This is a genomic window from Exiguobacterium sp. s146 (assembly GCF_018618415.1).
Taxonomy (GTDB): domain Bacteria; phylum Bacillota; class Bacilli; order Exiguobacteriales; family Exiguobacteriaceae; genus Exiguobacterium.
The window spans coordinates 1-12443 of record NZ_JACSMA010000008.1 but is presented as its reverse complement, the minus strand read 5'-3'; the positions used below and the strand labels follow the sequence as shown (position 1 = coordinate 12443).

Sequence of the window (12443 nt, the reverse complement as noted above, 5' to 3'; positions counted from 1 at the left end):
CTGAATGGGCGAGAACATCGTTTCTCGGAATAGGAGGCAGAGAATGAATCGTGCAGTGAAAAACACCTTAGTTTTCGGTGTGATTTTCCTAGCCTTGATCTTGTTCCTTCAATATTTACAAAACCCGAATAGCCAGAGCGAGACGCTTACGTATTCGAAGTTCTTGGAATATGTGGAAGAAGGTCGGATTGAAACGGCAACCGTACAAGAAATTCCGGGAGCCATCTCAATTACAGGAGATCTAGCAGGAGACGAAGATCAGCGTTTTGAAACGAACATCCCGGCCAACGAGGCCGAATACGCCGAAGTGCTCTCGTCACTTCGTGCGGATACCGACATCCAAATCGAAGAGGCGGAGTCGAGTGGGAACTGGTTCAGCATCGTGTTCGCGATCTTACCGTTCATCATCATCTTCATCTTATTCTTCTTCTTGCTTAACCAAGCCCAAGGTGGCGGCGGTGGCGGTCGTGTGATGAACTTCGGGAAATCGAAGGCAAAACTCTACGACCAAGAGAAGCGCCGTGTGACGTTTAAAGACGTCGCCGGAGCGGACGAAGAAAAACAAGAGCTCATCGAGGTCGTTGAATTCTTGAAAGACCCACGCAAGTTCTCGAAACTCGGGGCACGGATTCCGAAAGGTGTCTTGCTCGTCGGTCCTCCGGGAACAGGTAAGACACTCCTCGCCCGCGCTGTTGCAGGCGAAGCCGGTGTACCATTCTTCTCGATTTCAGGTTCTGATTTCGTTGAGATGTTCGTCGGGGTCGGAGCATCGCGTGTTCGCGACTTGTTCGAGAACGCGAAGAAAAATGCGCCGTGTATCATCTTTATCGATGAAATCGATGCAGTCGGACGTCAACGTGGTGCCGGTCTTGGTGGCGGCCACGATGAACGTGAACAAACGCTTAACCAACTTCTCGTTGAGATGGATGGATTTAGCGATAACGAAGGAATCATCATGGTTGCCGCGACGAACCGTCCGGACATCCTTGACCCAGCCTTGCTTCGTCCAGGCCGTTTCGACCGTCAAATCACGGTTGATCGTCCAGACGTCAAAGGCCGTGAAGAAGTCCTTAAAGTTCACGCCCGCAACAAACCGCTTGATTCAACAGTCGACTTGAAGTCGATCGCGCAACGCACACCTGGCTTCTCAGGGGCAGACCTTGAAAACTTGTTGAACGAAGCCGCGCTCGTCGCAGCCCGTTCGGATCGCGCGGCCATCTCGGTCGTGGATGTGGAAGAAGCGATTGACCGCGTCATCGCCGGTCCTTCGAAGAAGAGCCGGATCATCTCGGACAAAGAACGTCAAATCGTGGCGTACCACGAAGCGGGTCACACGATTATCGGCCTCGAGCTCGAGAATGCGGACGAAGTCCACAAGGTGACGATCGTCCCTCGCGGAAACGCTGGCGGTTACGTCGTCATGCTTCCAAAAGAAGATCGTTACTTCATGACGAAGCCAGAACTTGAAGACAAAATCGTCGGTCTCCTTGGCGGACGTGTCGCCGAAGACGTCATCTTCGGTGAAGTGTCGACAGGCGCGAGCAATGACTTCCAACGTGCGACAGGAATTGCCCGGAAAATGGTCATGGATTATGGGATGAGCGATAAGCTCGGACCGCTCCAACTTGGTTCGAACCACGGTGGACAAGTCTTCCTTGGCCGTGATTTCCAAACGGAACAAAACTACTCGGATGCGATCGCGCAAGATATCGATCTTGAAATCCGTGACATCATCAACCGTTGCTACGCGAAAGCGAAACAAATTTTGACGGAGCGCAAAGATGATCTCGAGCTCGTTGCGAAGACACTTCTCGACGTGGAAACGCTCGACTCGAAACAGATTCGTCACTTGATCAAGACGCGCGAATTCTTGCCGCATGAGCCAGAAGAGCCGTCTGAACCATCGACAGATGATTCAAACGACGAAGCGAAAAAAGATGAGGCGGCCGTCCAGCACGGACAAGTCATCGACCAACCAGGAGTCGTTCAAGAGACGAAGCCAGACGTTGTCCCTGAAGGCGATAAGCCGGAAGCGACACCGACGGAACGTCCGAACAACGATTTGCGGTAATGAAATCAAGACGAATGCCCTAAACAAGGCATTCGTCTTTTTTCGTGTTATAATTCGAGCGAACTGTAATTGACAACAAAGTGAGGAACGCTATCATGATTTTAGTGATTGATGTTGGGAATACAAATATTGTCCTTGGGATGTATGATGGTGAGACGCTCGTCCATCATTGGCGCATCTCGACAGACCGTACGAAAACAACCGATGAATACGGCATGCTCGTGAAATCGCTGTTCGATCATTCGAACGTCTCGTTCGATCAGATTGACGGCGTGATTCTGTCTTCGGTCGTGCCACCGGTCATCTTTCCGCTCGAACAGATGTCGCAACGCTATTTCAATGTCCGGCCGATTGTCGTCGGTCCCGGCGTGAAAACCGGTCTCGACATTCATGTCGATAATCCACGTGAAGTAGGTGCGGACCGTATCGTCAACGCGGTCGCTGGAATCGCCAAGTATGATGGACCGCTCATCATCGTCGATTTCGGAACGGCGACGACGTACTGCTATATTGATGAGAACCGTCGTTATCACGGAGGCATCATTTCACCGGGAATCATGATCTCGGTCGAGGCGCTCTATCAACGAGCGGCCAAACTACCGCGTATCGAGCTCGCGACACCGCCTACGGTCGTTGGGAAAAATACAATTCAAGCGATGCAGTCCGGAACGTATTACGGCTATGTCGCACAAGTCGACGGCATTGTCGGTCGCATGAAACGTGAAGTCGGAGAAGCGACCGTGATTGCCACGGGCGGTCTCGCGCGTTTGATTAGCGAACATGCCGAGACGATTGACGTCGTCGATTCATTCTTGACGCTCGATGGGCTTCGTCTCATCTATGAGCGTAACCAGAAATAAACTTTAAAGGAGTTACTCAATATGATTCAACCAGAACAACAAGCATTACTTGACCAAATGAAAGCCGATTACCTCGTCCGTGCCCTCGGATTCAACGGGGAAGTCCGAGCGTTTGCCGTCCGGACGACGAAAACAATCTTCGAAACACAACTCCGTCATCAGACGACACCGGTCGCTTCAGCAGCGCTCGGCCGGACGATGACGATTGGGACGATGATCGGGGCGATGCAAAAAGGCGCTGCCCGCGTGACGCTTAAAGTCGAAGGCGATGGTCCGATTGGAAAAATCATCGTCGATGCTGATACGGCCGGTGATGTGCGCGGTTACGTGTCTCATCCACGCGTTGAAGGTGGTACGTTTGTCAACGACCACGGTTTGACGAAATTGAAAGTTGGCGAAGTCGTCGGAAAAGGGACGATTTCGGTCGTTAAAGACCTCGGCTTGAAAGACTTTGTTGGCGGCTCGTCTGAGATTCAAACGGGTGAGATCAGTGAAGACTTCACGTACTATTTCGCGACATCTGAACAAGTACCGTCAGTTGTCGGCGCGGGTGTCCTCGTCTTGCCAGAAGATGAATCGATTCTCGCGGCCGGTGGAATCATCGTTCAATTGATGCCGGATGCGTCAGAAGAGACGATTCAATCGCTTGAACAGGCACTCAAGTCGTTCCCGCCGGTATCGGTCCTCATTGGGGAAGAGAAGACACCGGAAGAGATGCTCCATATGCTCCTTGGCGACAGCCTTGAAGTGTTGGATCAAAAACCGGTTCAGTTCAATTGCACATGTGGTCGCGACCGCATGGAAAGTGCCATCATCGGACTCGGAGCTGACGAAATCAGCCAAATGATCGAAGAAGATGGCGGCGCTGAGGCGGTTTGTCACTTCTGCGGCGAGAAATACCACTTCTCGGCGGAACAATTAGAAACGATGAAACAACAAGCACGCTGACCGCTTTGCTCCAAATTGCATATTTTGAATCTGATAGGGTATGATTACAATATCGGAATAGTCGGAATTATGGAGGAGGAAATGAAATGCGTATCGTAGATTCAGTAACAGACTTAATTGGCAAGACACCGATTGTGAAGTTGAATGGATTGACTGGCGCCGAAGATGCCACGGTTTACTTGAAGTTGGAGTATATGAACCCGGGCTCGAGCGTAAAAGACCGGATTGCGCTCGCAATGATTGAAGCGGCGGAACGAGAAGGGGTCTTGAAACCAGGAGATACGATTATCGAACCGACCAGTGGGAACACAGGAATCGGTCTCGCCATGGTCAGTGCGGCCAAAGGCTATAAAGCGATTTTAGTCATGCCGGAAACGATGAGCATGGAACGTCGCAACCTGCTTCGTGGCTACGGTGCCGAACTCATTTTGACACCGGGTCCTGAAGGAATGGGCGGAGCGATTCGCCGCGCGACGGAAGAGGCTGAACAAAACGGTTATTTCCTCCCGCAACAGTTTAACAATGAAGCCAACCCGAACGTGCACGAGATGACGACGGGACCTGAAATCGTCGACGCGTTCGATGCGTCAGGCCTTCAAGTCGATGCGTTCATCGCCGGCGTCGGGACAGGTGGAACGATTACGGGAGCGGGTAAAGTGTTGAAAGCCCACTATCCGAACGTTCAGATCCTAGCGGTCGAACCGGTCGATTCACCGGTCTTATCGGGCGGCAAACCAGGCCCGCATAAAATCCAAGGAATCGGGGCTGGGTTCATCCCGTCGATTCTTGATACGGAGATTTATGAAGGTGTCCTTCAAATCACGACCGATCAGGCGTTCGAATACGCACGTCTCGCTGCCAAAACGAACGGCGTGCTCGGCGGCATCTCGTCTGGGGCGGCCATCGCTGCCGCTGTCGATACGGCTAAACGTCTCGGCAAAGGCAAAAACGTGCTGGCGATTATCCCATCAAACGGAGAACGCTACCTTAGCACACCGCTCTATCAATTCGACGAAGAATCAGATAGCGTACGCTCGTAAACAAACGGCAGTTACCGGGAGACAACTTCTTTCGGTAACTGCCTTTTCTTGTGTACAATTAAAGGCATGAATTAGTGGAACGGGGGAATGTGGCGTGAGACGAACAGCGTTCAAAACGATGCGCATGACAAAAGAGAAGATGTACGACACCTATATGACATTGACCGAAGGAAAGAAGCATTACGCGTGGTTAGAGAGCGGTCGCGTCGGTCGTTATACGATGGCCGGGATTGAACCGTTCGCTACGCTTCACGTGAAAGATGGTGTCGGGACGTTCGCGACAGCAACGGCGACGGAAACACTTTACGGTGACCCGCTCGACATCGTCGAAACGATCCGGACCCGATACGCTACCGAGCGCCCGGCTGGCGCTCCCCCGTTTTTTGGTGGGATGATCGGCTATGTGAGCTATGACGTGGCCCGAACGCTCGAACGTTTACCGCGGCAGGCGGCGGACGATTTGGCGACACCGGACGTCTCATTCTTACTGTTCGATGAAGTGGCAGTCTTCGATGAAGAAGAGTCAATCCTATATACGCTCGTCACGGCGGACGATCAGTTAGAAGTGAAGCTCGATCGCTTTGCCGCCCTCTGGCACACCGAGACGCACTATGCGTTCCCGCCGGTCGCGAACGGAGCACTCGAACGTTCGCGTTCGCTGTCACCAGAGACGTTCGTGACGGCAGTGCGAAAGATTCAGGACTACATCGTCGAGGGCGATGTGTTTCAAGTGAACTTGAGCGTCCGGCAATCGGAACCGTTACTCGCGCACCCGCGTCACATCTATGACACGCTTCGGAAAGTGAACCCGTCACCGTATATGGGTTATTTCGCTGACGACTCGCTCACGATGGTGTCGGCTTCACCGGAACTGTTACTCGAGAAGCACGGCGCCGCCATCTCGACCCGTCCGATTGCCGGAACGAGACCGCGAGGCCGGAACGAGGCGGAAGATTTGGAATTGGCGCGGACGTTGCTCGACAATGAGAAAGAGCGGGCCGAACACGTTATGCTCGTCGACCTGGAACGAAACGACTTGGGCAAAGTCGCCGCTTATGGGACGGTGCATGTCGATGAGCTGATGGTCATTGAGAAATACTCGCACGTCCAACATATCGTCTCGAACGTGCGTGGTGTGATGCGAGACGGTGTGTCAGGAGCCGAGGCGCTCGGCGCCATGTTCCCCGGCGGCACCATCACCGGGGCGCCGAAAATCCGGACGATGGAAATCATCGAAGAACTCGAACCGGTCCGGCGTGGGATTTATACGGGCTCATACGGCTGGCTCAGTTGGGATGACGACCTCGTGTTCAACATCACGATTCGGACGATGGTCGTCAAGGACGGAATCGCCCATGTTCAGGCCGGTGCCGGGATTGTAATCGATTCGGATCCGGAAGCGGAGTATGCCGAATCACTTTCCAAGGCGAAGGCACTATGGGCCGCGAAAGAAATGACGGAGGCGACAGTATGATTTTACTCATCGATAACTATGACTCGTTCACATACAATTTGGTTCAATACTTTGGGGAACTCGGTGAACAGCTCGTCGTCCGTCGTAACGATGACATCACGCTCGAGGAAATTGAAGCGCTCGCCCCAAGTTATCTTGTCATTTCACCCGGTCCATGTACGCCGAGTGAAGCCGGAATCAGCATCGATACGATTCAGGCGTTTGCCGGTCGTATCCCGATTTTAGGCGTGTGTCTCGGGCATCAGGCGATTGCTCAAGCGTTCGGCGGAAAAGTCGTGCATGCCGAGCGGCTCATGCACGGCAAGACGTCGGCGATTCAACATGACGGCAACACGCTGTTTGACGGCGTCCCGCAACAGACGATTGTGACACGCTATCATTCGCTCGCGGTCGAACGCGACTCGCTGCCGTCGTGTTTGCAAGTCACGGCCGAGACGAGCCTGGGAGAGATTATGGCGTTGCGGCATGAAACGTTACCGATCGAAGGCGTGCAGTTTCATCCGGAAGCGATTTTGACCGAGCACGGAAAAGACATGATTCGCAATTTTATCGAGGTGTATCGTCATGTGGCTTTGGCATAACGGCGAATTGCGAGGTCGTTCTGAAGTGATGATTCCGGTGGAGGATCACGGGTTTTTATATGGAATGGGCCTATTCGAGACGTTTCGAACGTTCGATGGCATCCCGTTTTTGTTTGATCTTCACTGGGAGCGGCTGGAGAAGAGCTTAGCGGAACTGTGGATCGATTTACCGTATACGAAACAAGAGATTGAACAGGCGATTCAAGACGTCGTTCGTCAAAACGGGACTCCGAATCTATATGTACGCTTGAACGTGTCCGCGGGCGAGGCGCCACTCGGACTGTATGACGGACGTTATACGCATCCGAACGTGACGTTGCTTATCAAACCGCTGTTGGAGTCGTTCCAGCCCGTGGAAAAACGGTTGGAAGCCATTCCGTTTCCAAGAAGTCGGCCCGAAGCGGCGTTCCGCTTAAAGTCTCATCATTATATGAACAACATATTAGGGAAACGAATGCTCATTGACCGGGAAGCGGAGGGACTGTTCGCAGACGACGCAGGATATGTCGTGGAAGGACTCGTCTCGAACATCTTTTGGGTCGAAGCGGACCAGCTTTGGACGACACCGCTTACGACCGGTGCGCTCGCCGGAGTCACGCGGCGCTGGGTGACGGATACGTTCGAGGTGAGTGAACGTGATGTGACGTTTGCTGAACTTGCTCGGGCAGACGAAATTTGGTTGACCAATTCGGTTCAACAGATTGCGCCGGTCACACACTATGCCGGGAACAGCTATCCAGGCAAAGACGGGGTAAAATTTAAAGCATGTTGGTCTGTCTTGATGCATGCGATTGAAAGGGAAGAAACGCGATGACAAAAGTCATGGGCATTTTAAATGTGACGCCGGACTCGTTTTCAGACGGGGGACGGTATACGGGGCTTGAACAGGCGGTCGCTCACGCCAAGCAACTCGTTCAAGACGGAGCGGACGCGATTGACATCGGTGGGGAATCGACACGGCCGGGAGCCCGGTTCGTCTCGGCGGAAGAAGAAATCGAGCGGGTCGTTCCTGTCATTCGTCAACTGAAGCAAGAACTCGACGTGCTCATCTCCATCGATACGTACAAACCGGTGGTGGCACAAGCGGCATTAGAAGCCGGGGCCGACATCATTAATGACGTCTGGGGATCAAAGTGGGGGGATCAGTCGATGGCGCAAGTGGCACGGGCGTATAACGTTCCCATCATCTTGATGCACAATCGTGACAATCGCAATTATGGTCATTTCATCGAGGAGGTCGTCGGTGACTTGCATGAGTCGATTGAAATCGCCCAAGCGGCCGGTGTCCCGGAAGAGATGATTTGGCTAGACCCGGGAATCGGGTTTGCGAAAGACTATGCGCAAAATATGGAGTTGATGAATCGACTCGACGTGATCACGAACCTCGGTTACCCGGTGTTACTCGGGACGTCGCGGAAATCATTTATCGGCCAAGCGCTTGATTTACCGACCGAAGAACGATTGGAAGGGACATTGGCGACGACGTGTTTAGGCATCATGAAAGGCTGTGCGTGGATCCGTGTCCATGATGTACGAGCGAATAAACGAGCGTCACTCATGATGGACGCGATGCTGGGAGGCGGACAAATTGGATAAGATGTTTGTGAATGGAATGCGTTTTTATGGCTATCACGGTGTGTTTGAAGAAGAGAATCGACTCGGTCAACGGTTCAACATCGATTTGATGTGTGAGTTGGATTTGGCGCCGGCCGGACAATCGGATGATTTATCAGACGGGGTCAGCTATGCTGGTCTCTATCAATTGACGGAAGACATCGTCACCGGGGAACCGGTCAATCTGCTCGAGGCGCTGGGCGAGCGCATCACGACGGCTGTCTTGGCTCACAGTGAGAAGATTCAAAGCGTTACCGTCAAAGTCATCAAGCCGGATCCGCCTATCCCGGGACACTACGACTCGGTCGCGATTGAGATGACAAGGAGACAAAACGGATGATGTACGTGGCACTGGGATCGAACATTGGAGAGCGCGCCAACTATCTGGCAGAAGCGATTCAAGCGATGGCGGCAAGCGGTCTTCAGGTGACGAAGGAATCGTCCGTCTATGAGACGGCGCCTGTTGGATATACAGATCAGCCCTCCTTCTATAATATGGTCGTCGAAGTCGAGCCGGTGCTTTCTGCGGAGGCGGCCTTGCTTCAACTCCAACGGATTGAACGGGACCTAGGGCGAGAACGACTATTCAAGAATGGACCGCGTACAATCGACCTTGACATCTTGGTCTATAACAGCGAAGATATACAATCGAAGCAGTTAACTGTTCCGCATCCACGGATGCATGAACGTGCTTTTGTCCTTGCCCCGTTCGCGGAGATTGCTCCGGCGGTCGAGGTAAAGGGGATGACGGTGCGGGCGTTGCTAGAAGCCCTGCCTACGTCGGAACGACAAGACGTCGTCCGTCTCGGACCGTTACAATCATTGGTCAACTCGGTTTAACGTTAGCAAAGGAAGTGGAGAAGTGTCAGGGTTCAAAATTGGTAACATTGATATAAAGAACCGTGCCGTGCTTGCCCCGATGGCCGGAGTGACAAACCCTGCGTTTCGTTTAATCGCGAAAGAATTCGGTGCGGGACTCGTCTGTGCCGAAATGGTCAGCGATAAAGGGATTTTATTGGAGAATGCGAGAACGCTCCGGATGCTCTACGTCGATGAACGGGAAAAACCGCTCAGCCTCCAGATCTTCGGTGGTTCGAAGAATACACTCGTTCGAGCGGCCCAGTACGTGGATCAAAACACGAATGCGGACATCATCGATATCAATATGGGATGTCCGGTCCCGAAAGTCACGAAGTGCGAGGCCGGTGCCAAATGGTTACTCGACCCAGATAAGGTTTACGAGATGGTGAACGCTGTCTCGAACGCCGTCGAGAAGCCGGTCACGGTCAAAATGCGTCTCGGTTGGGATGAAGACCATATTTATATTCTCGACAATGTTCGGGCTGCTCAATCGGGAGGGGCAGCGGCAATTGCGATCCATGGTCGCACGCGGTCCCAACAATATGAAGGAACCGCAAACTGGGACTGGATCGGCGAAGCCAAGAAAATCGCGACGGTCCCGATTATCGGTAACGGTGATATCTCGACGCCCAAAGAAGCGAAGCATGCGATTGATCATTATGGCGTTGATGCCGTCATGATTGGGCGGGCAGCGCTCGGGAATCCGTGGATGCTCTATCAAACGGTGCAGTATTTGGAGACGGGTGAACTTCCACCAGAACCGGCGGCGCGTGAAAAGATTGACATCTGTATGTTGCATCTCGATCGTTTGATTGCCATCAAAGGAGAAGTGACCGCCGTTCGCGAGATGCGTCAACACGCGGCTTGGTACTTGAAAGGGTTGAAAGGCAGCGGCCCGGTTCGGAAGCAAATCAACGAAACGGAATCGCGAGATGCTTTTGGCATCGTGCTGTATCATTTTGTGGAACAGCTCGAGCGACAAATGCAAGAAGTGTGAACTAGTGAAAAAAATTGATTTGTGGTAAGCTTGTTTGGCGAAAAAGTGAACCACACAAGCAAACGGTTTAGGCTGTGCTGTTGGCCGTGAGGCTGACAGTTTTTTATTAGGAACATCCCCAATACGTATAGAGGAGTGAATGGAGTAGTGAGTCACGAGTTGGAAATGAATGACCAAATGCAGGTTCGGTTTGAAAAAATGACCGAGATGCGTGAACAAGGGCTTGATCCGTTCGGACGTCGATTCGAACGTTCTGCCCACGCCGGTGAATTACATGAACAATATGAGGCGATTGAAAAAGAAGCCTTGGCCGAACAAGATGTCGAAGTGACGCTTGCTGGACGAATTATGACGAAACGCGGAAAAGGGAAAGTCTTCTTTGCCCACATCCAAGACGTCACAGGACAAATCCAGATTTACGTGCGTAAAAATGACGTAGGAGATGAACCGTTCGACTTATTCAAATCATCTGACCTTGGCGACATTGTCGGAGTGAAAGGGAAGTTGTTTAAGACAAACGTAGGCGAATTGTCGATTCATGTTGAAGAGTTTGAACTCTTAACAAAAGCACTTCGTCCACTTCCTGATAAATATCACGGCTTAAAAGATGTTGAGCAACGCTATCGCCAACGTTACTTGGATTTGATTACAAATAACGATTCGCGTCAAACGTTCATTCTACGTAGCCGGATTATCTCGGAAATTCGGAACTTCTTAAACCATCGTGGTTACTTGGAAGTCGAAACGCCGATGTTGCACACGATTGCGGGTGGAGCGGCAGCTCGTCCGTTCTTGACGCATCACAATGCGCTTGATATGGAGTTATATATGCGAATCGCCATCGAGCTTCACTTGAAGCGCTTGATTGTCGGTGGTCTCGAGCGTGTGTATGAGATTGGCCGTGTTTTCCGGAACGAAGGGATCTCAACACGTCATAACCCAGAGTTCACGATGATTGAATTGTATGAAGCGTATGCAGACTATAACGACATCATGGATTTGACAGAAGAACTTGTGGCTCACGTAGCCCAAGAAGTACTTGGTACGACAGACGTTCAATATGGAGAAGATACGATTCATTTAGCGGTCGGTTGGAAACGTGCGCACATGGTCGACTTGGTTAAAGAAGAAACAGGCGTCGATTTCTGGCAACAGATGTCGGATGAAGATGCACGTGCGCTTGCAAAAGAGCACGGTGTCGAGATTCAAGACCATATGACGTTCGGTCACATCGTCAATGAATTCTTTGAACAGAAAGTCGAAGAAACATTGTTGCAACCGACGTTTGTCACAGGTCACCCTGTTGAAGTATCACCACTTGCGAAAAAGAACGATACGGATCCACGTTTCACGGATCGGTTTGAATTGTTCATCGTTCGTCGTGAACATGCCAACGCCTTCACGGAATTGAACGATCCGATTGATCAGCGTGAGCGCTTCGAAGCCCAACTTCTTGAGAAAGAAGCCGGGAATGATGAAGCCCATGAATTGGACAACGATTTCCTTGAGGCACTCGAATACGGAATGCCGCCAACAGGCGGTCTTGGAATCGGAATCGATCGCCTAGTCATGTTGTTGACGAATGCACCATCGATCCGCGATGTTCTATTGTTCCCGACGATGAGACACCAACAATAAAGAATCGTTTTAACCTCTCGCTCTTATGGGCGAGAGGTTTTTCTATTAGGGGAGAGTTAGCGGTTTAAAGACGCTAAAACTTTTTTAGAAAAACTTTCGCGAAAAGTATTGCGTTCTATTTAGGGATACGGTAAAGTAATAAACGTTGCCGCTGATGGCAGCGGAAAAGAATAAAAAAAGTGGTTGACAACTGTGTCGATGACTTGTATTATCTTAAGAGTCGCCAATGAGCGACAGACGAACTTTGAAAACTGAACGATGAGGCAAAAAAAGTTTTACAATTTTTGAATGAAGCGCAAGCTTCGTCATTTTCAAGAGCTATATCAAATTCTTTGGAGAGTTTGATCCTGGCTCAGGAC

The 12443-nt window shown here is 51.6% G+C and carries 12 protein-coding genes; all 12 read left to right on the top strand.

Annotated features, from left to right (window positions below; translation table 11 throughout):
- The first annotated feature begins 43 nt into the window (after positions 1–43).
- The 12 genes from ftsH (at position 44) to lysS (ending at position 12084) form a co-directional block, all read left to right on the top strand.
- A complete protein-coding gene (ftsH, locus tag KNP83_RS14585; protein WP_214763074.1) occupies positions 44–2071 on the top strand; it encodes an ATP-dependent zinc metalloprotease FtsH in 2028 nt (675 codons plus the stop codon).
- A gap of 95 nt (positions 2072–2166) precedes the next feature.
- The gene (locus KNP83_RS14580) at positions 2167–2931 is read left to right on the top strand and encodes a type III pantothenate kinase (protein WP_021068190.1); all 765 of its coding nucleotides are present in this window, start codon (positions 2167–2169) and stop codon (positions 2929–2931) included.
- Between the two features lie 21 nt (positions 2932–2952).
- A complete protein-coding gene (gene hslO / locus KNP83_RS14575) occupies positions 2953–3879 on the top strand; it encodes an Hsp33 family molecular chaperone HslO (RefSeq protein ID WP_285801573.1) in 927 nt (308 codons plus the stop codon).
- Between the two features lie 86 nt (positions 3880–3965).
- A complete protein-coding gene (gene cysK / locus KNP83_RS14570) occupies positions 3966–4919 on the top strand; it encodes a cysteine synthase A (RefSeq protein ID WP_021068192.1) in 954 nt (317 codons plus the stop codon).
- 94 nt (positions 4920–5013) lie between these two features.
- Positions 5014–6393 carry an anthranilate synthase component I family protein gene (locus tag KNP83_RS14565; RefSeq protein ID WP_214763073.1) on the top strand — a complete coding sequence of 460 codons (1380 nt, stop codon included), beginning with the start codon at positions 5014–5016 and terminating at the stop codon, positions 6391–6393.
- Entirely contained in the window at positions 6390–6974 is a 585-nt protein-coding gene (gene pabA, locus KNP83_RS14560) for an aminodeoxychorismate/anthranilate synthase component II (RefSeq protein WP_214763072.1), read from the top strand. The genes KNP83_RS14565 and pabA overlap by 4 nt, the downstream gene beginning before the upstream one ends.
- Positions 6958–7788 (top strand): aminotransferase class IV, encoded by an 831-nt coding sequence (locus KNP83_RS14555; RefSeq protein ID WP_214763071.1) that lies wholly within the window; start codon positions 6958–6960, stop codon positions 7786–7788. Before pabA ends, KNP83_RS14555 begins: the two co-directional genes overlap by 17 nt.
- Positions 7785–8570 (top strand): dihydropteroate synthase, encoded by a 786-nt coding sequence (gene folP, locus KNP83_RS14550; protein WP_214763070.1) that lies wholly within the window; start codon positions 7785–7787, stop codon positions 8568–8570. Before KNP83_RS14555 ends, folP begins: the two co-directional genes overlap by 4 nt.
- Positions 8563–8928, top strand: a complete 366-nt coding sequence (gene folB / locus KNP83_RS14545; RefSeq protein ID WP_214763069.1) for a dihydroneopterin aldolase — start codon at positions 8563–8565, stop codon at positions 8926–8928. The genes folP and folB overlap by 8 nt, the downstream gene beginning before the upstream one ends.
- Positions 8925–9428 carry a 2-amino-4-hydroxy-6-hydroxymethyldihydropteridine diphosphokinase gene (gene folK / locus KNP83_RS14540; RefSeq protein ID WP_214763068.1) on the top strand — a complete coding sequence of 168 codons (504 nt, stop codon included), beginning with the start codon at positions 8925–8927 and terminating at the stop codon, positions 9426–9428. Before folB ends, folK begins: the two co-directional genes overlap by 4 nt.
- Positions 9429–9507: 79 nt before the next feature.
- Positions 9508–10446, top strand: coding sequence for a tRNA dihydrouridine synthase DusB (gene dusB, locus KNP83_RS14535; RefSeq protein WP_251139415.1), 939 nt, complete (start codon positions 9508–9510; stop codon positions 10444–10446).
- Positions 10447–10593: 147 nt separating this feature from the next.
- Positions 10594–12084, top strand: a complete 1491-nt coding sequence (gene lysS, locus KNP83_RS14530; RefSeq protein ID WP_021068200.1) for a lysine--tRNA ligase — start codon at positions 10594–10596, stop codon at positions 12082–12084.
- Positions 12085–12443 lie beyond the last annotated feature (359 nt).

Coding starts and splice junctions, on each gene's coding strand:
- ftsH (WP_214763074.1), top strand. CDS start 44: ATGAATCGTGCAGTGAAAAACACCTTAGTTTTCGGTGTGATTTTCCTA.
- KNP83_RS14580 (WP_021068190.1), top strand. CDS start 2,167: ATGATTTTAGTGATTGATGTTGGGAATACAAATATTGTCCTTGGGATG.
- hslO (WP_285801573.1), top strand. CDS start 2,953: ATGATTCAACCAGAACAACAAGCATTACTTGACCAAATGAAAGCCGAT.
- cysK (WP_021068192.1), top strand. CDS start 3,966: ATGCGTATCGTAGATTCAGTAACAGACTTAATTGGCAAGACACCGATT.
- pabA (WP_214763072.1), top strand. CDS start 6,390: ATGATTTTACTCATCGATAACTATGACTCGTTCACATACAATTTGGTT.
- KNP83_RS14555 (WP_214763071.1), top strand. CDS start 6,958: ATGTGGCTTTGGCATAACGGCGAATTGCGAGGTCGTTCTGAAGTGATG.
- folP (WP_214763070.1), top strand. CDS start 7,785: ATGACAAAAGTCATGGGCATTTTAAATGTGACGCCGGACTCGTTTTCA.
- folK (WP_214763068.1), top strand. CDS start 8,925: ATGATGTACGTGGCACTGGGATCGAACATTGGAGAGCGCGCCAACTAT.
- dusB (WP_251139415.1), top strand. CDS start 9,508: ATGGCCGGAGTGACAAACCCTGCGTTTCGTTTAATCGCGAAAGAATTC.